This is a genomic window from Streptomyces sp. NPDC005648, from assembly GCF_040605395.1.
Lineage (GTDB): Bacteria > Actinomycetota > Actinomycetes > Streptomycetales > Streptomycetaceae > Streptomyces.
On record NZ_JBEXCS010000040.1, the window covers coordinates 1 to 18,372 of the forward strand.

Here is an 18,372-nt window from a genome sequence, read left to right on the forward strand (position 1 = left end):
GCGGGCGTCCGGCACCGGGTGCCCTGTCGAAGAAACAGTGGCGCCCGACCGAGGACGGATACCCCCCGGCCCGGCCCCGACTCACCCACCACCCCCAGGCGCTACACAAGCCCCCACCCAACCCCCGCCTGCGCCGCAGGCATCACCCGCCCACCGCCCCCGCCAACCGCGGCGCCGAGAACTCCGTCCCGCAGGTGAAGCGCAGCAGCGGTCCGAACGTCCCCGCCGCCTGGATCCCCGTGAAGTACAACCCCGGCACCGACGACTGAAACCCCGGGTCCAGCCGCGGAAACCCACCCACCCGCGTCACCCCCGCACGCAACTCCGGCCCCAGAAAACCCAGCGCGTCGACACGAACCCGGTACCCCGTAGCCGCCAGCACATGGTCCGCGTCCAGGATCTCGTCCCGCCCCTGCCGGTCACGGACGGACACGACCACCCGCTCGCCGTCCCGCCGCGCCTCCACCACCCGCCGCCCGAGATGCATCGGCACCACCCCGTCCAGCCGCGGCTTCAGCCACCAGGACCCGAACGGCCCCAACACCCTCCGCACCAGCCGCAACCGCGCCGCGTCAGGCAGAAACCGGAACGCCGCCGCCTGATGCACCACCGCGTACAACGCCCAGGACCGCCCCAGCGGAGTATCCGGCTGCCAGTGCGGCCCCGCCGTCGGCCCCGCCCCGAACACCAGCTTCTCGGTACGGGCGACCAGCCGCACCCGAGCCCCCGCCTCGTGCAGCAACGCCGCACTCTCCTGCGCCGACTGCCCGGCCCCCACCACGATGACATCCCGCCCCGCGAACTTCCCGAGGTCCGCATGGTCCGAACTGTGCGAGACGAGCCCCTCCCCGACCAACGGCGCCAACGCCCCCGGCACATACGCGAAACCGTCCATACCGCCGGCCACCACGACGCTCCCCGCCCGCACCTCCTCCCCCGAGGCAAGCCCGACCCGGAACCCCCCGTCACCCCGCCGCCCGACGGCAGTCACCCGCACGTCCTCCACCTCGGGCACCAGCCGCTCCCCGAACCACCGCCCGTACCGCACGAACATCTCCACCGGCACCTGATCGTGCCCGCTCAGCCGCGCCTCCCCCACCTCACGGGCGTACTCGTCGAGCGTGAACCCCGGCTTCGGCGCGGACAGCATCGACGCGGCCGGCGGCGACTTCAGCAGCATCCCCGCCGGCATGTTCTCGGCCCAGCTCGCCATCGGCGAGCCGAACACCCTGACACTCAGACCGCGCGCCTTCAGATGCGCGGCGGTGGAGAGGCCGTAGGGCCCCGCCCCGATCACCACAACGGTCTTGGACATGACTGTGGACGTGTTCTCGGACATCAGCTGTCTCCCCTGTCTCCCCTGTTTCCCCCGAGCAGGGCGCACTCGAGCGCCCGCACGCGGACATGACGATTCCCGAATCGGGTCAAAGGTCAGATCGCGAGGCAACGAACACGCGGGGCGGCCCACGCCGCACCACACTGTCCGCGAGGAGAAGGCGAAGACGCACCGGCCCGTCGACGACGGTCCCGGCACAAGGACGACGGCCCACCAGGCCCGCGTCCAGAACGAGCGGCGGCGCGAACAACGGCGCGAACAGCCGCGACAGCAGCTCACGCCCCGCCGCCCACAGCACCCGCCGACGACAGGTGTCGACGCCGTGCAGCAGCACGGCACCCAGCACGGTGAGCGCCATGTGCGCGGCCACCACCGGCGCCCCCGCGTGCACGGAGGACGGCCAGTAGGCGTGCGCCGGGACATGCACCGCGGGGTCGGCGCGGACGAACCAGTAGCCCACGACCAGCTGTGAGCCGGCCGCCAGCAGCAACTGCCGTAGCAGCGGCTTGTCGTGGCCCGCCCCGGGAAGGGCGACGCCGAACAACAGACAGGCGGCCAACGCCCGTACGCCCAGCGAGGGGATGGAATCGAAGGCGAGGTGATGCACGGTGCTCGCGACCGTCGTGCCCAGCACGGAGAACAGCCCCGCCCGGACAGCCGCGACCGGCACCACACGCGGCAGCCGGCCGCGGCGGCGCGAACGGAGCACAGTCCGCAAACGAAGCACAGCCACCGAACCCCCCATAACCCACCCATCATGGACGCGCCGGGCCCCCCTTGTCACCACCACCTCCCGGCCACTCGGCCACCCGGCCACCCGGCCACCCGGCGGTTAATTCAGGTGCGCCCACCCCCCCCACCCGCTACCGTGCCTGTTCGACGCCTTCCGATGCGCTGTGCCCCGGTTACTTCCTGACAAAGCCGCAACACCACCCCGGTGCCACTACTGATCTCGGAAGGCGCCTCCTCTTCTTCGGGAACGTCTCCCAAGGGACCTTCTGCATGCCGCATTTCAACCGTCAGCGGGCCAAGTCCGAGGCCAGGACCGAGATCCAGGCAGAGATACCGGGCTTGACCGCAGGCGGAGCGACGTCGTCGCTCTCCACCCACGGCCGGTGGCCACTCCCACCGCTCGCCACCCGCTACACCACCTCGTACACCACGCCCCGCAGCACCTTCCACACCCCCACCCGCCACCGCACCCACCAGGGCGGCGCCGGCTACACCCGCCCGCCGAAGACCGAGCTCTTCCTCCTCGCCATGGCCAACATGGTCGGCCACCACAGCTTCTACGAGGAGGCGGGCGCCCGGGACGAGCGCTACGCGCAGCTGATCGGCGCCCTCGCCGTCAGCGACCCGGAGTGGACCCTCGGGCTGCTGCGCTGGCTGCGCACCGAGGCCCATATGCGCACCGCCTCCCTGGTCGGCGCGGCCGAGTTCGTGCGCGCCCGCCTGGGCGCCGGGGCCAGCGGCCATTCGCGCCAGGCCGTGGCGGCCGTGCTCCAACGCGCCGACGAACCGGGCGAGTTGATCGCGTACTGGACGGCCCGGTACGGGCGCCGCCTCCCCCAGCCCCTCAAGCGCGGGATCTCCGACGCCGTACGACGGCTCTACACCGGTCATGCGCTCCTCAAGTACGACACCCCCTCGCACGCCTACCGCTTCGCTGACGTCCTGGAGCTCACCCACCCCGCCCCCGACCCCCAACGCCCTTGGCAGAGCGCTCTGTTCAGGTACGCCATCGACCGGCGCCACCGCGCCGACCGCGCCGTACCCCCGGCCGGGGAGTCGCTGCTCGCGGCGCACGCGGCCCTGCTCGCCGTACCCGCCGAGGAACGGTACGCCCTGGTCACCGCGCCGGACGGCGCGGAGCGGCTGGCCGCGGCCGGGATGACCTGGGAGTCGGTGGCGGGCTGGCTGCAGAGCCCCCTCGACGCGGCCGTGTGGGAGGCGCTGATCCCCTCGATGGGCGCGATGGCCCTGGTCCGCAACCTGCGCAACTTCGACCGGGCGGGCGTGAGCGACCGGGCGGCCGCCGAGGTGGCCGCCCGTATCTCCGACCCGGACGAGGTGCGCCGCTCCCGGCAGTTCCCCTTCCGCTACCTCGCCGCTCACCGCAACGCGCCCTCGCGCCGCTGGGAGCAGGCCCTGGAGACGGCCCTGGGGCACTCCCTCGCCAACGTGCCCGCACTGTCCGGCCGCACGCTGGTCCTGGTGGACCGCTCGGGTTCGATGTTCGACGAGCCCAGCGAGCACACCCGGCTCAACCGGGCCGACACGGCGGCCGTCTTCGGCACGGCGCTGGCGCTGCGGGCCGAGCGGGCCGACCTGGTGGAGTTCGGCACCGGCAACCGTCGTATCGAACTCGCCCCGGACGAAAGGGTGTTGCACGTCCTGGACCGCTTCCACGACCTCGGCGGCACCAACACGGCCGCGGCGCTCCGACGGCACTACGACGGACACGACCGGGTGGTCGTGGTGACGGACGAGCAGACCCAACTGACGCCGTGGTCCAACCCGTTCGAGCCGGTGCCGTTCCGTACCCCCGTCTACACCTGGAATCTGGCCGGTTACGCCATGGCCCACGCCGCGCCGGGTCCGTACCGGCACACCTTCGGCGGGCTGAGCGACGCCGCCTTCCGGCTGATCCCGCTCCTGGAGTCGGGCGTGGCCGCCAAGTGGCCCTGGGAGGCGGGCCGTTCCTGAGCAGCCGCTGTGAACAGACCCTCTCGGCGTGCCCATTCGGGCAACCGAAAGGGCAGCTCCCCGCGCGGCGCGTGGTTTCCGCCACGACGATCAGGTACGAAAGCGATTGCCGCCCGCACGCGGTCCCCACAGCAACGCCTTGACGGGTCAGCCCCTCCCTGGCACGTCAGCCCAGTCAACGGGTCGATCCGAAAGGACCGCAGCAATGGCCACACCTCTGACCGCCGCGCAGATGCTCACCGCGCTGAAGACCGAGGGTCTCACCGTGCACGAGCACGCCGGCTGGGAGACCCACAACCGTGACGCGGCGACCGGCAAGCCCTTCGGCCCCGTCATCGGCGTACTGATCCACCACACGGCCGGTCACGGCGACAAGGAGCTCTGCTACAACGGCAGATCCGATCTCCCCGGCCCGCTCTGCCACGCCTGGCTCGGCAAGACCGACGGGCTGTGGACGATCGCCAACGGCCGTGCCAACCACGCCGGCGCGGTCGACCTCGACGTCCTGAACGCGCTGCGCGCCGAGAAGTCCCCGCTCCCCGTCGACAACCAGGCGAACGCCGACGGCAACGACGTGCTGTACGGCCTGGAGATCGAGAACCTCGGCAACGGCAAGGACCCCTACCCGGACGACCAGTACGGCCAGGCCGTGCTGTGGGCGGCGGCGATCTGCCGGGCTCACGGCTGGTCCGAGAACTCGGTCGCCGGGCACAAGGAGGTACAGCCCGGCAAGGTCGACCCCAGCTTCGACATGGACGACTTCCGGGCCGACGTGAAGAAGCAACTCGCGCTCTCCGTCGGCAAGTCGGCCCCGGCGAAGCCGACCAAACCCAGCAAGCCGACCAAGCCCACCAAGCCCACCACCGGCTCGGCGAGCAAGCCCCGGGTCGACCTCTCCCGCCTGGTCCAGGCCGCGAAGACCGACCCGACGGCCAAGCAGGGCCACGTCACCTACATGGCCGGCACCAATCTCACCGAGGCGGCCCTGGTCAAGCTGGGCTACCTGGCCAAGACCTACGCGGGCGACGGCTCCTTCGGTACGACCACCATCGCCGCCTACGCCAAGTGGCAGCGCCACCTGGGCTACACGGGCGGCGAGGCAGACGGCATCCCCGGCAAGATCTCCCTCGGCAAACTGGGCGACAAGACGGGCCTGTTCACCGTCGTGGCCTGACCCCACCCGGCCCCGGAAGGGCCGGAGGGCCGGAGGGCCGGAAGGGCCAGGAGAACCACCGCCACGTTCTCCCGGCCCTCACCCGCCCCGGACCGCATCGCACCACACCGCACCGCGCTGCACCGCACCGCACCGCACCGCACCGGATAATCCGGATGCTCTTCCGCTTCCCAACTGCTGAGATGGACCGATGAGCGAGATGGCGGAGACCGTGGATCGCAAGCTGTATCCCGAGGCGGTGACGCCCTGGGACGATCCGGTGTGGCGGGGTGAGGCGCTCGGTTGGGCCGGTGAGGCGCTCGGGGCGCGTGGGCTGCGGGAGAGCGGGCCCCGGCGGGTGCGGGTACGGCCCTGGTCCGTGCTGGTGCGCCTGGCGGTGGACGGCGGTGACGGGCCCGTATGGTTCAAGGCCAACCCGCCCGGCAGCCGCTTCGAGGCGGGGCTCGGCCAGGCGCTCGCCGGATGGGTGCCGGGGCAGGTGCTGACACCCCTCGCTGTGGACGCGGACCGTGGATGGTCGTTGCTGCCCGACGGCGGGCGCAGGTTCCTCGATGTGCTCGATGCCGGCGAGGCCGGTGCCGGGGCCTGGGAGGAGATGCTGGGCCAGTACGCGGAGCTGCAGCGCTCCCTGCTGCCGTACGCCGACCGGATCGAGTCGCTCGGGGTGCCCGGCGCCCGTACCGCCGCCCTGCCCGGCGTCCTGGACCGGCTCGTCGCGGAGAACGGGGCGCTGACCGGCGAGGAGCGCGCGGTGCTGGACGGACTGCGGCCACGGGTGGCCGAGTGGTGCGCGGAGCTCGTGGCGCTCGGGATCGGCGACGGCCTCGACCACGCGGACCTGCACGAGGCCCAGGTCTTCCACGCGCCGGAGAGGACGCCGGGCACATCCCGCTTCACGTTCTTCGACTGGGGCGACGCCCTCGTCTCACACCCCTTCTGCAGCTTCCTGGTGCCCGCCGGCCGGGCCGTCGACCGCCACGGCCCCGGGATCCTGCCCCGCCTCCGGGACGCCTACCTGGAGCCCTGGACCACCGCCGGCCGCTCCCTGCCCGAGCTGCGCCATGCCCTGGCCCCGGCCTGGCGGCTCGGCGCGATCGGCCGGGCCGGCTCCTGGGGCCGGCTCTTCCCGGGCGCGGCGGCGGGCACCGACCTGGAAGGCGGCACCCAGATCGCCCGCTGGCTCCTGCGTCTCGCCGACGAGCCCCCGCTCGCGCTCACGACGCCCGTTCCCGACCGGGAACGTGCCGATTCTTGACGTTCTCCTGACACTCGCGGCCGCATCCAACCGCCCCGGTACGGTGTCCTGTTCCTTGTCACCATCCTTATGGGGAAATGGAGTGCCCATGGACGGCACCGTCGCCGCAGTCGTGCTGGTCGCCCTGGCGACCCTGCTTGTACTGCGCAGTGGGATGCGGGTGGTCAACCAGGTCGAACGCGGGGTCGTGTTCCGCATGGGGAAGGCGCTCCCGGGTGCGCGCCAGCCGGGTGTCACGTTCCTGATCCCCTTCGTGGACCGGATGCGGAAGGTGAACACCCAGGTGGTGACCATGCCGGTCCCCACCCAGGAGGGCATCACCAAGGACAACGTCTCGGTCAAGGTCGACGCCGTCGTCTACTTCCGGGTGGTGGACCCGGTCCGGGCCGCCATCGAGGTCCAGGACTACGTCTTCGCCGTCGGCCAGGTCGCCCAGTCCTCCCTCCGCTCGATCATCGGCAAGAGCGACCTGGACGACCTGCTGTCCGACCGTGAGCGGCTGCACGAGGGGCTCGCCCTGATGATCGACAGCCCGGCGGCCGGCTGGGGCATCCACATCGACCGCGTCGAGATCAAGGACGTACAGCTGCCGGAGTCCCTGAAGCGGTCCATGTCCCGTCAGGCGGAGGCGGAGCGGGAGCGCCGGGCCCGGGTCATCACCGCGGACGGCGAGTTCCAGGCGGCGCAGCAGCTCGCCAACGCGTCCCGGATCATGTCGGACACCCCGGAGGCCATGCAGCTGCGGCTCCTGCAGACGGTCGTGGAGGTCGCGGCCGAGAAGAACTCGACGCTGGTGATGCCGTTCCCCGTGGAGCTGCTGCGGTACTTCGACAAGGCGACGCAGAAGATGACGTCCGGCGAGGCACCGGTGCCGGCACCCCAGCCCCAGGCGCCCGCCCCGGCCCCGGCCCCGGCGCTCACGACGGAACAGACGTCGACCCCGGCCCAGCTCCCCGCCGCCGCTCCGGCTCCCGCCCCTGCCCCCGCTCCCGCTGAGATCCCCGCCCCGGCACCCGACCCGCGGACCCCGGTCGTCGAGCAGCCGTAGCGAGGGCGAGTGTCACGGTGGCCGACGCGGCCGCCATGACCGTCATCGCCGTCGCGGGCGAGGTCAGTTGGGCGACCGAACCCGCGACGGCGGCGGCCACGCCCTGCATGGTCAGCATGCCCGAGGAGTGCAACCCCAGGGCGTGCCCGGAGAGTTCGTCCGGGGTGAGCGCCATCAGCCGCTCCTGCTGGACCAGGCTCGCGCCGAAACCGGCCGAGGCTACGGTGGCGAGCACGGCCGACCAGGGCGGCGCCGGGTGCAGGACGAAGAGCAGGTACGGCGTGGCCAGCAGCAGAAGCAGCGGGGTCGCCAGCCGGGGCCGCACCGCGGGCGGCACGAGACGGCCGACGGTCACATCGCCGGCGAACATGCCCAGCGCCCCGCACGCGAACAGCGCGCCGGCGGCCCGGGGGTCGTAGGAGACATAGAGGGACTCGCAGCCGACGACCAGACCGTTGGGGATCCAGAGGCCCAGGTAGGTGAGGCGGCGGGGGCGGGAGGACCACAGGAGGCGGTTGGTGCGCCAGGTCGCCGCGGCGGACGGGCGGCCGGAGGAGCGCGGTGGCCGGGCGGTCAGTCCGAGCCGGTTGCCGAGGGCCGAGACGGCGTAGAGCACGGCCGCGAGCAGCAGGCAGGTGCTCGGCGAGAGGATGGTGAGCAGGACGCCGCCGGTCGCGAAGCCGGTGATCTGCATCAGCCCGGAGAGCATGTTGAAGACCGAACGCCCCAGCAGATAGCCCTCCTTGGAGAGGATCTCGTTCAGCAGTCCCCAGCGCACGCCCCCGCCGAGCGAGGCGACGAGACCCTGCACCAGGACGACGGCGAAGACGCCCCACACGGGCAGTCCGGGCAGGGCCAGGATTGCCGTACCGGCCGCGAAGGCGAGTCCGATGCCGGTGAGGGTCGAGCGCGGCGGCAGCCGGTCGGCGCCCGAGAGCAGGAAGGTCGCTCCCAGCACCTGTGCCAGCTGCGGCCCGAACATGCTCACCGCCGACAGCAGTGGCGAGCCGGTGCTCCGGTAGACGAGGGTGCCGAGCGCCAGGCCGCCGATCGTCTGGGCCACGGTGTTGGCGGCGGAGGCGAGGAAGAACGGGGTGAACTCCGGGGTGCGGAAGAGGTCTCGGTAACTGCGCATGGAGGGAGTCTCGGAAGGGCACCCGAGCGGCGGTTATTGTTTCGCGGACACGCGAAAGGTCCGGAGAGGGACTCATGGGCTGGTGGCAGCTGAACGCGGACACGCTGGCCCGCAGCCGTTTCGTACTGTCCCCCTTCTCCGAGACCTTCGCCTGTCTCCAGCTGCTGCAGACGGGCAGGGCCGCCCACCCCGGTGAACAGGCCTGGCTGCGCGCCCACTCGCCGGCCTACCGGGCGCGGCTGGCGGCCGATCCGGTGACCGCGCGTCTGGTCCGCGCGGGCCTGGGCCGCGGCTGGATCGCCGACTTCCTCACGCCCGCTCCCAGGGACGGCGAGACCTTCGAGGAGGCGGTGGCCCGCGTCCGCTCCGCCGACCCCGCCGAGGCCCGCGCCGACATCACGGTCGCCCTCGAACGCGGCCCGCTCCCGCCCGAGTTGGACCGCGACGACCTTCCCGCCCGCGCGGCCGACCTCTTCTCCTACGTCTGGACGGAGACCGTACGGCCGTACTGGGACCGGCGCCGGCGCGTTCTGGAGGCCGATGTGGTCGCCAGGACCGCGCAGGTCAGCCAGGGAGGCTGGGCGGCGGTGCTGGACGCGCTGCGGCCGGAGCGGACGAGATGGCTGGGCGAGAACCGGCTCCAGGTCAATCTGCACGAGTACCCGCCCCGCGACATCTCCGGCGCCGAGCTGGTCTTCGTGCCGGTCACGCCCACAGCGGGCTGGGTGTCGTGGGAGGAGCCGGACCGCTACGCGATCGTCTACCCCTGCGCGGGCGCCCTCGCCGACCCCGCCGCCCGCCCCGCCCCCGCGAGCCTGGCGGCCCTGCTCGGCCCCGCCCGCGCCGGGGTCCTGGTCCTGCTGGCCTCCCCCATGAGCACCAGCCAGCTCGTCGCCGTCACCGGCCAGGCCCTCGGCTCGGTCGGCCGTCATCTCAGGGTCCTGCTGGACGCGGGGCTGGTGGAGCGGCGCAGGGCGGGCCGGTCGGTGCTGTACTCGCGGACGGCGGCGGGGACCGTGCTCACCGAGGCCTCACATCGGCCCGACACATACCGGAGTTAGCATCCGCTTATGACGCTTTCTGACAACAGCTCCCCTCTCGCCGTCGACATCGACGCCCTCCAGGGCGGCTCCGCCGACCTCTCGCAATACGCGGGCAAGGCCGTGCTCATCGTGAACGTGGCCTCCAAGTGCGGGCTGACCCCGCAGTACACGGGCCTGGAGAACCTCCAGAAGCAGTACGCCGACCAGGGCTTCACCGTGCTCGGGGTGCCCTGCAACCAGTTCCTCGGGCAGGAGCCCGGCAGCGCCGAGGAGATCGCCGAGTTCTGCTCGGCGAGCTACGGTGTGACCTTCCCGCTGACCGAGAAGGTCGAGGTGAACGGCGAGGGCCGGCACGCCCTCTACGACCGTCTGACCGGCTTCGCCGACGCCGAGGGCCACAGCGGGGACATCCGCTGGAACTTCGAGAAGTTCCTGATCGGCCGGAACGGCGAGGTCGTCGCCCGCTTCTCCCCGCAGACCGAGCCGGAGTCGGCGGAACTGATCACCGCCCTCGAGGCCCAGCTCGCCGTCTGACCTTCCCCCTGCTGCAGGTAGAGCCTCCTGTCACCGGGCGGAGGAACCCGCCCGGCGACAGAGGAAGACGATCATTTGAGTTCGTCGGGGCAGGGAGTGCCCCGCGGCAGGGTGTACGGCGCAGCCAAGCGGTACGTGCCCGCCTTCGGGGCGATCAGCATGGTCCACTTGTCGCCGTTGGCGTCCTTCTCCGTCTCCATCAGACAGCCGTTGACGTTGTCGTACGTCTTCGGATCGCCGTCGGGGCGGTTCTTGGAGGCCTCCGTCTCCTGGGGCGGCTTCAGCTTCTTGCCGTCGGCGTCGACGATGCTCAGCCACGGCGAGTACGGGATACGGACGAGGATCCGCCCGGGCTTCTTCACCCGCATCGTCATCTCGCCCTGTTCCGCGCGGTCCACGACCGCGTTCGGCTCGGCGAGCGGGGTCGGGTCGGTCACCTTGAACAGCTGCCAGTTGGCGTCGCCCCAGATCTGGCTCAGATACGGCATCCCGCGCTGGACCAGCTCCCGCTCCCGCTCGCCCCCGTCGCCGTCCGGCACGTCCTTCGGCAGGACCACGAAGTGCACGGCCCAGCGCTGCAGCCACTCGTGGTAGTTCGCCGAGTTGAGCGTGTCGTCGTAGAAGAGGGGGTTGCGCTCCATGTCGGCCTGGCGGTTCCAGCCGCGGGCCAGGTTGACGTACGGCGCGAGGGCGGACGCCTCGATGTGGGAGCGGGCCGGGACCACCTCGACGCGGCCCTTCTCGGCGCCGACGTCCTGGAGCTCGTTGACGAGGGGTGCCAGCTCCCGGGCCCAGGAGGCGCGCGGGGTCGTACGGACGACGTCGTCGACGGCCTTGAAGCCGATCCAGAAGGTGAAGCCGGCGATGGCCACCACGCACAGCCACCACTGGCGCGAGCGCCTGACCTGGAACGGCAGCGCCGCCACCAGCACGACCCCGGCGAACAGCATTGCGAGGCGGGTGATGTTGGAGCCGATCTGCGAGCTGACGATCCACACGGCGAGGACCCCGAGGCCGTACACCGCGGAGGTCAGCCGGACCGTCGTCCATCGCTTGGGGACGAGGACGAAGATGAAGAGCGCGTAGAGGAACGGCAGGATCACCGAGGCGATCGTCATCGGCTGGGTGCCCGCGAAGGGGAACAGCCAGGCCGAGATCGCGACGACCGCGGCCGGCGCGAGTCCCAGGGCCCAGGCGCCCGGGCGCCGCTTCTGCAGGAACAGCGCGACCGCCACCAGCCCCACGAACAGCCCGGCCACCGGCGACGACATGGTGGCGAGGGCGGCCAGCGGGGCCGCGCACGCCGCCTTCGCCCACCGCTTGTACCGCCACTTGTGGGGCCAGCAGAACACCACGGCGACCGCGCCCAGCGCGAACACCGTGCCCAGCCCGAAGGTGACCCGTCCCGAGGCCGCGTTGCAGAGGAAGGCGAAGACACCCGCGAGCGAGGCCCACAGGGGGTTCCGCACCGACCGGCTGCGGATGAGGATCATCGTGAGCAGCCCGGCGGAGACGGTCCCGGCGATCATCATCGTCGTACGGACACCGAGCACCGACATCAGATACGGCGACACCATGCTGTACGACACCGGGTGCATACCGCCGTACCAGGCGAGGTTGTACGCCGAGTCGGGGTGCCGGCCGACGAACTCGGCCCACGCGTCCTGAGCCGCTAGGTCGCCGCCACTGTTCGCGAACGTGAAGAACCAGACGAGGTGCAGTGCGCCGGCGAGCGCGGTGATGGAGAGCACGGGGTGGCGCAGGAGCCGCTCACGCAGGGCGAGGAAGGCACGCGTCGGGCGGGACTCGTGGCCGTCCTCCGTACGGGCGGCCGGGGTCTCGCGCTCGCGCCGCTTCTCGTTCTCACGTGGTGCGGGTACGCGTATTCGCGGGCCCGTTCCCGGGCCCGGATCGGCGTCGTCGGCGCGTGTCGGCTCCGCTGTGGCCACCTGAAGGCACTCCCCGTGGGTGTCCTGTCCGCTGTTCGTGTCTTCTGTTCGTGTCGTGTCTTTGAGGACGCGTCCCGTGGGCCGTCCGTTGCCGGCCACGTCCTGGCGGGTTCCCGTCCGCGTCCCGCGAGCGGCGACCTGCCCCGTTTCGTGACGCTAGCACGCACCCCGCCGGTGGGCGCCCTGGTGGGGCCCGCCGACGGGGTGCGGTGACATGCTCGCGGCGGTTCAGCCGAGGCGCTTGAGCTTGGCCGTGAAGCCGGGCTCGGTGAGGTCCTTCTGGAGGGCCACAGGCACCTTCACGGCGCCGCTCGTGCCGTCGCCGACGGTGAGCGTGCCGACCGCGGCGCCGGCCTTGGCGGTGTGCGGGACGTCGTCGGCGTCGAAGGAGAGCTTCACCTTGAAGCCGTTCCAGCCGATGGCGGTGACGTCCTTGGTGACGACCACGGGGGTGTGGCCGCCGAGGCCGTCGTCGACGTATCCGACGACCGTGCCCTTCTTGACGATCTTCGCCGACCGCAGGGCGTCCTGGGCGGCGAGCATCGCCTTCTTGCTGACCGCGTTGACGGTGTCGATGATCGGCGCGGTGTGCTGGCCGAGGATCGCGCCGACGACGGTGACGGTCTCGCCTCCGACCTCCTTGGTGGCGGCGAAGAGCAGGTTGCCGCCGGCCTTGGTGGTGGTGCCGGTCTTGATGCCGATGGCGCCGTTGTAGGGGACCAGCTTGTCGAAGTTGGGCCACTTGGTGCCGGAGGGGTCGACCCAGCTGGGGAGCTTGGTGATGTCCATCAGGGCCTGGATCTTCACCAGCTGGTTGCCGAGCCTCACCTGGTCCTCGGCGGTGGAGACGGTGGTCTCCTTCAGGCCGGAGGCGTCGGTGTACGTGGTGCCGGTCATCCCCAGTTCCTTGGCGGTGTCGTTCATCTTCTTGATGAACGCCGTCTCGGAGCCCGCGTCCCAGCGGGCCAGCAGCCGCGCGATGTTGTTCGCGGAGGGGATCATGATGGCCGACAGCGCCTGCTTCTCGGTGAGGACGTCGCCCTTCTTGACGGTGTTGAGGGTGGACTCGTTGTCCTTGTCGTAGCCGCCCTCCTTCTCCGCGAGCGCGTCGACCGTGATCTTCTCGCCCTCCTGGCCCGGCTTGAGCGGGTGGTCCTTGAGGACGATGTACGCGGTCATGGCCTTGGCGACGGAGCCGATGGGGACGGGCGTCTGCTTGCCGAAGGTGCCCATCGTGCCGATGCCGTTGATGTCCAGGCGGCCCTGGCCCTCGGACGGCCACGGGAGTTCGGCCTTGCTGCCGTCGAAGGTGTACGAGTCGGCGGCGGTGAGGGCGAGGGTGGGGGTGGGCAGGGGGCGGACGGCCTGCACGATCGCAAACACGACGACGAGCAGGAGGACCAGCGGGGTCCAGATCTTGACCCGCCGGATGATCGTGCGGACCGGGGTCTGGGGCGGTGGCGGGGTGTTGGTCAGCTCCGCCAGCAGGTCGAGCGGGGGCTTGGGCGGCAGGGGCTGCTGGGTGGTGCGTTCGGGGCCGACCTGGGGGACGGGGGCGGTGGCGTCCGCGGGCGTCGGCCGCTTCGTCCTGGTCGCCGGGTCGTCGAGCGGCTTGAGGGCCACGAACCTGCTGGTGCGCTCCGGGTCCGACTTGGGGTCGGTGAGCTTGAGCATGGTCGTGGGCTGATCGAGCTGCGGCCGCTTGAGCATGGTGGTGGGCTGATCGACGGCTCCCCCACCCGCACCACTGTCGCCGTCAGCGGCGGGTGCCCCCTGCGGAGAGGACCCACCGCCGTCGGCCGCGGCTGTCCCCCGCGGGGCGGACCCACCGCCGTCGGCCGCGGCTCCGGAATCGGCGGACGGACGGGCGTCGGCGGGCACGCCGGCACCGGCATCCCCGTCACCGGACGGCTCTTCGTCGGCAACGTCGTCACCCGCGGGCTCGGCGGAGGTGCCCTCAGCGTCGGGGGCCGCCACGTCGGAGGAACCCTGATCCGCCTCGGCCGCGACGACCTGGGGCCTGACGTCCTCGGGCTCGACGTCTTCGGACTCGGCGGCCTCGGGCCGGACGTCTTCGGACTCGGCGGTGGACGGCTCGACCGCCTCGGCGTCGGTAGAGGTGCCTTCCGCCTTGGAAGCCGCTACGTCGGACACAGTACGGCTCGCCTCGGGCCTGGCGTCCTCGGGCTCGGCACCCGCCTCAGCGCTGGACCGCTCGTCCGCGTCGGGCCCGGCGGAGGTGCCCTCAGCGTCGGTGGAGGTGCCCTCCTCCTCGGGTACCGCCGCCTCGGACGTCCTCCGGCTCGCCTCGGGCCTGGCGTCCTTGGGCTCGGTCGTGCCCTCAGCCTTGGGTGCCGCCTCCTCGGACGAGGTTCGGCCCGCCTTGGACGCGGCGTCCTCGGGCTCGGCGCCCGAGGCGGTCGCACCGCCGGAGTCGCCCTCGCCCTCCGCGGCGCCCCTCTCGTCCGCCCCCGCGGCCTCCGCGTCGTTCCCGGCACCTTCGGAGTCCCCGGACCGGACCCACGCCGCCACGGCCGCACGTAGCCTCGCGTCGCCGACCACCTCGCCCCGGGCACCGTCGGTCACCGCGTCAGCGGAAACGTCACCGCTGCTGGAGACCGCGTCCTTCCCGGCACCGCCCCCGTCGCCCTCAACGCCCTGGACGGCGTCCTCAGCGCCCTCCGACTCCTCGGCAGGGGCCCCAGCGGCAGCGCCGCTCTCCCGGGCCCCCTCCGCATCGCCCTTCTCGCCCCGCGAGGCGTCACCGGCCCCCGAGCCCTCGGCACCACCGCCCCCGGCCGAACGGGGACCCTCGTCCCCGCGCCCGATCGAACCGGCACCCTCGTCCTGGCCGCCGGCCGAACCGAGACCCTCGTCCCCGGCCGAACCGGGACCCTCGCCCTCGTCCCCGGCCGAACCGGGACCCTCGCCCTCGTCTCCGGCCGAACCGGGACGCTCATCCTCGTCCCCGGTCGAACCGGCATCCACGTCCTCGTCTCCGGGCGGGCCGTCGGGTGTGGGCGAGGTGGCGGCGGCCGGGGTGTCGCCGTCGGAGGGGTGCTCATCGGTGTTCTGCGGGCCCTGCACGGCGCCCTCGGTCGTCCCCGGAGCCCCGGTGGGGCGGGAGGGCCCGGCGGGGCTCTCGTCGCGTTCCTGGGGCTCCTGTGCGGGCCGTGCGTCGGTCTTCAGGTCGCGTACCGAGAACACCCGCGTCGCCGTGTCCACGCCTCCGCGTGCCTCCGCCGCCCCGAGGCGCGGATCACGCGCCGCTCGCTCCTCGGTCCTGGCCTCGGGAACCGGACCCGCGCTCCCCGACGTCGGTTCTGCCGACGACTCGCGCTGCTTCGACCTGTCGGGGGACTCGCCCGCCACCGATGCCTCCTCCATGTGCCAACCGAACCGTGAACCGCCGCCCGGAACACCGCTCTACACGCTGTCCGAACCATGTACCAGTGTCCTGTGTGGGGGCTTAACCCCTGCGGTAGACGAGAACGACATACCTACCGGTTCCCTTACAAACAGGTCACGCACCCTCGACAGACCAATGTGAGAGGGGTCACCCTGTCTTTCATCCACGCGGGGAGGCATGGATGGGCAGGAGCCGCAGAACACTTCCGGAAGAGCTTCTGCTGCTGGCACTGGACCCGGCCACGGGTACCACTGCACAGCCGCAGTCGCTCGACCTCGGTCTGGCCGGAGCACAGCTAGTGGAGCTGGCGCTGGCCGGACGGATAGCCCCAGACGGGGATCGTATCGCCGTGGTAGCCCCACGGCCGACTGGAGATCCAACGTTGGACTGCGCGTTGGAGTTGCTGCGAAGGCGTGGCGCTCCCGTGCGGGCAGTGAACTGGATTGGCGGACCCCGTCTCGGGCTGCGCCAGACCTACCTCTCGCATCTCGAGCGGTGCGGCATGGTGCATGCCGTGGCCGGCCAGATGTGCGGGGTGCTGCCGACGACTCGTTACCAGGCGACGGACACCGCCATCAGCCGGGAGATCAGGTCCCGGCTGGACTCCGCGATCCGCACCGGCGTACCGCCGGACCCGCGGACCGCGGCGCTCGCCGCCCTGGCACACGCGGTCGGCCTCGGCAAGCACCTGTATCCGGGCAACGAGGGGCGTTCCTCTCGTTCTCGGCTGCGGGATCTGATCAGGCACGACCCCATGGGCGGTCTCGTCGCGCACGCGGTGATGGACGTCCAGAACGGCGTGGGAGCACAGCCACGCCGTAACCCGGCCGCCCCGGCCGGCCGCCAGGCCGCGCCCGGACCGGCCAGGTCCGCGCCGGAACCCGCTCGTGGCGTTCCGATGCAGCCGCGCCGAGGTGCCATGGCGCGTGTCGTGGCCCACTGAGCCGCAGTCCCACGACGAACGAGCGGGAAAGCAGTAACACCGGGACGACAAGCAGTCCCCGAGACCCGGTTCGGGAGCCGCTGGATCGCGCGGGGTGGCGGAGACCTCCTTGGCCTCCGCCACCCCGCGCGGCCGCTTGTCCCCTCCGGCCTCTTTCGCCGCGCGGCCCGATTCCTCCCGGCCCGCCGAACTGGCGCGTATCCAGCGCATATCCGCCGTTTCCCAGCGGTAGGAAGCACCTTGGTGGCAGTCTGCTCAACAGCAGATACGCAAAGTGGTAAGCAGAGGTCCGCAGCCGGAGGTGCACGTTCCCGTGGCGTCCAATGTCAATCCGACCGTCAGGCGACGCCGACTGGGCCAGGAGCTGCGCCGGCTCCGTGAGCTCAAGGGCATGACGGCCGAGGAAGTGGCGGAGCGGCTGCTGGTGTCGCAGTCCAAGATCAGCCGGCTGGAGAACGGCCGCCGCAGCATCAGCCAGCGCGATGTGCGCGATCTCTGCGGGGTGTACGAGGTCGAGGACCACCGGATCGTCGACTCGCTGATGCAGATGGCCAAGGACTCGCGCCAGCAGGGCTGGTGGCACTCCTTCGGGGACATTCCCTACAGCGTCTACATCGGACTGGAGACCGACGCCGCGAGTCTGCGGGTCTACGATCCCCAGGTCGTCCCGGGGCTGTTGCAGACCCGGCAGTACGCGGAGGCCCTCATCTCGGGCGCGCTGCCAGAGACGGCCGCCGCCGATGTGGAGAAGCGGGTCCAGGTGCGCCTGCGCCGGCAGGAACGAATCACCGCCCCGGAGAACCCGCTCCGGCTGTGGACGGTGATGGACGAGGCGGCCCTGCGCCGGCTGGTGGGCAACAAGTCGCTGATGCGGGACCAGTTGGAGCATCTGGTCGAGCAGTCCCAGCTGCCCCATGTGACGGTCCAGGTGATCCCGTTCGACATGGGGGCGCATCCCGGCCTCAACGGCCAGTACGCGATCCTGGAGTTCCCGGACGCCGCCGACTCCAGCGTCGTGTACATCGAGGGCGTGACCAGCGACCTGTATCTGGAGAAGCCCAACGACGTGCAGAAGTACAGCGTGATGTACGAGCACCTGCGGGCCCAGGCCCTGAACCCGGACCAGTCACGGCAGTTCATCGCGGACGCCGCGAAGGAGTACGCGCGCTGAAGCGCCCGCTCCGCGAAGTTGCCGGGCACGGTACACCTTCCCGGGGCCGGAGTGGAAGACCCACTTGGAATATGCCATCCGGTCGAGTGAATAGTCTCTTCGTACGCCGGGGTTGGCGAGTAGCGTCGATCACGCCACCACACACCAAGGTTGGCGCAAACCGCGCCATGGGTTCGGAGACGGACTCGTCGCGCGGTGACAGCAACTCGGCATCTGGCATTACGGAGCGGAAAATGGCAATTCGTCAGGGCACCACGGACACGTGGACCAAGTCCTCCTACTCCACGGGCAACGGCGCGTGCGTCGAGATCAAGTCGCCGGTCGTCGCCTCGATGGCGGTCCGGGACTCCAAGGTCACCGACGGCCCCGTACTGGCCTTCCCGGCCGAGGCGTGGAACACCTTCGTCACATCGGTGAAGTAATCGAAGCAGTTGATCGAAGTAGCCGTACAACTTCACACGCACCACAGGAAGAGCCCTCTCGACCAGCTTCGCCGTCCTTGCCGAGGGGGCTCGGCCATGTCCGGAAGTCTTTGGCTCTTCACGGCAACCTTTTCGGTCTCTCGAACCACTCAGCGTTGTCCGGCCACGTGGTCCGGTCAGATGCAACAGCTGAAAGAGAGCACAGGCGTGTCCCTGGAACCAGAGCACAGACATGTCCCCGGCCCAC

General features: G+C 71.3%; 13 protein-coding genes and 1 pseudogene. 9 read left to right on the forward strand and 5 right to left on the reverse strand.

Annotation, left to right across the window (positions count from 1 at the left end; translation table 11 throughout):
• Positions 1–142: 142 nt before the first annotated feature.
• Positions 143–1,339 (reverse strand): FAD-dependent oxidoreductase, encoded by a 1,197-nt coding sequence (locus tag ABZT17_RS22880; RefSeq protein ID WP_356351414.1) that lies wholly within the window; start codon positions 1,337–1,339, stop codon positions 143–145.
• Positions 1,340–1,424: 85 nt separating this feature from the next.
• A complete protein-coding gene (locus ABZT17_RS22885; protein ID WP_356351415.1) occupies positions 1,425–2,045 on the reverse strand; it encodes a hypothetical protein in 621 nt (206 codons plus the stop codon).
• Positions 2,046–2,338: 293 nt separating this feature from the next.
• Here ABZT17_RS22885 and ABZT17_RS22890 point away from each other — a divergent pair, with 293 nt between their 5' ends.
• The 4 genes and pseudogenes from ABZT17_RS22890 to ABZT17_RS22905 all read left to right on the forward strand — a co-directional run.
• Entirely contained in the window at positions 2,339–4,042 is a 1,704-nt protein-coding gene (locus ABZT17_RS22890) for a TROVE domain-containing protein (RefSeq protein WP_356351416.1), read from the forward strand.
• 205 nt (positions 4,043–4,247) lie between these two features.
• Entirely contained in the window at positions 4,248–5,216 is a 969-nt protein-coding gene (locus ABZT17_RS22895; protein WP_356351417.1) for an N-acetylmuramoyl-L-alanine amidase, read from the forward strand.
• 190 nt (positions 5,217–5,406) lie between these two features.
• Complete coding sequence (locus ABZT17_RS22900) at positions 5,407–6,471, forward strand: aminoglycoside phosphotransferase family protein (RefSeq protein WP_356351418.1); 1,065 nt, start codon at positions 5,407–5,409, stop codon at positions 6,469–6,471.
• Positions 6,472–6,559: 88 nt separating this feature from the next.
• Positions 6,560–7,321: pseudogene (locus tag ABZT17_RS22905) on the forward strand (slipin family protein); the annotation flags it as partial.
• A gap of 67 nt (positions 7,322–7,388) precedes the next feature.
• Here the strand turns inward: ABZT17_RS22905 and ABZT17_RS22910 are convergent.
• Entirely contained in the window at positions 7,389–8,654 is a 1,266-nt protein-coding gene (locus tag ABZT17_RS22910; protein WP_356351419.1) for an MFS transporter, read from the reverse strand.
• A gap of 74 nt (positions 8,655–8,728) precedes the next feature.
• Here ABZT17_RS22910 and ABZT17_RS22915 point away from each other — a divergent pair, with 74 nt between their 5' ends.
• On the forward strand, positions 8,729–9,715 hold the full coding sequence (locus ABZT17_RS22915; protein WP_356351420.1) for a winged helix-turn-helix domain-containing protein: 987 nt from the start codon (positions 8,729–8,731) through the stop codon (positions 9,713–9,715).
• A gap of 9 nt (positions 9,716–9,724) precedes the next feature.
• Complete coding sequence (locus ABZT17_RS22920) at positions 9,725–10,231, forward strand: glutathione peroxidase (protein WP_356351421.1); 507 nt, start codon at positions 9,725–9,727, stop codon at positions 10,229–10,231.
• 71 nt (positions 10,232–10,302) lie between these two features.
• Here ABZT17_RS22920 and ABZT17_RS22925 read toward each other — a convergent pair whose 3' ends face one another.
• Positions 10,303–12,180 (reverse strand): MFS transporter, encoded by a 1,878-nt coding sequence (locus ABZT17_RS22925; RefSeq protein WP_356351422.1) that lies wholly within the window; start codon positions 12,178–12,180, stop codon positions 10,303–10,305.
• Positions 12,181–12,408: 228 nt separating this feature from the next.
• Complete coding sequence (locus ABZT17_RS22930; protein WP_356351423.1) at positions 12,409–15,567, reverse strand: D-alanyl-D-alanine carboxypeptidase; 3,159 nt, start codon at positions 15,565–15,567, stop codon at positions 12,409–12,411.
• 203 nt (positions 15,568–15,770) lie between these two features.
• On the opposite strand from ABZT17_RS22930, the gene ABZT17_RS22935 reads away from it, so the two are divergent.
• From ABZT17_RS22935 to ABZT17_RS22945, 3 genes are all read left to right on the forward strand, one after another.
• Positions 15,771–16,532: a GPP34 family phosphoprotein gene (locus ABZT17_RS22935; protein ID WP_356351424.1), complete on the forward strand. Its 762-nt coding sequence runs from the start codon at positions 15,771–15,773 to the stop codon at positions 16,530–16,532.
• Positions 16,533–16,845: 313 nt separating this feature from the next.
• Positions 16,846–17,703 (forward strand): helix-turn-helix transcriptional regulator, encoded by an 858-nt coding sequence (locus ABZT17_RS22940; protein WP_356351425.1) that lies wholly within the window; start codon positions 16,846–16,848, stop codon positions 17,701–17,703.
• A gap of 233 nt (positions 17,704–17,936) precedes the next feature.
• A complete protein-coding gene (locus ABZT17_RS22945) occupies positions 17,937–18,125 on the forward strand; it encodes a DUF397 domain-containing protein (RefSeq protein WP_356351426.1) in 189 nt (62 codons plus the stop codon).
• The last annotated feature ends 247 nt before the right edge of the window (positions 18,126–18,372 follow it).

Excerpts from the sequence above, each read along its gene's own strand:
- ABZT17_RS22880 (WP_356351414.1), bottom strand. The coding sequence starts at position 1,339 with ATGTCCGAGAACACGTCCACAGTCATGTCCAAGACCGTTGTGGTGATC.
- ABZT17_RS22890 (WP_356351416.1), top strand. The coding sequence starts at position 2,339 with ATGCCGCATTTCAACCGTCAGCGGGCCAAGTCCGAGGCCAGGACCGAG.
- ABZT17_RS22895 (WP_356351417.1), top strand. The coding sequence starts at position 4,248 with ATGGCCACACCTCTGACCGCCGCGCAGATGCTCACCGCGCTGAAGACC.
- ABZT17_RS22900 (WP_356351418.1), top strand. The coding sequence starts at position 5,407 with ATGAGCGAGATGGCGGAGACCGTGGATCGCAAGCTGTATCCCGAGGCG.
- ABZT17_RS22910 (WP_356351419.1), bottom strand. The coding sequence starts at position 8,654 with ATGCGCAGTTACCGAGACCTCTTCCGCACCCCGGAGTTCACCCCGTTC.
- ABZT17_RS22915 (WP_356351420.1), top strand. The coding sequence starts at position 8,729 with ATGGGCTGGTGGCAGCTGAACGCGGACACGCTGGCCCGCAGCCGTTTC.
- ABZT17_RS22920 (WP_356351421.1), top strand. The coding sequence starts at position 9,725 with ATGACGCTTTCTGACAACAGCTCCCCTCTCGCCGTCGACATCGACGCC.
- ABZT17_RS22930 (WP_356351423.1), bottom strand. The coding sequence starts at position 15,567 with ATGGAGGAGGCATCGGTGGCGGGCGAGTCCCCCGACAGGTCGAAGCAG.
- ABZT17_RS22935 (WP_356351424.1), top strand. The coding sequence starts at position 15,771 with ATGGGCAGGAGCCGCAGAACACTTCCGGAAGAGCTTCTGCTGCTGGCA.
- ABZT17_RS22945 (WP_356351426.1), top strand. The coding sequence starts at position 17,937 with ATGGCAATTCGTCAGGGCACCACGGACACGTGGACCAAGTCCTCCTAC.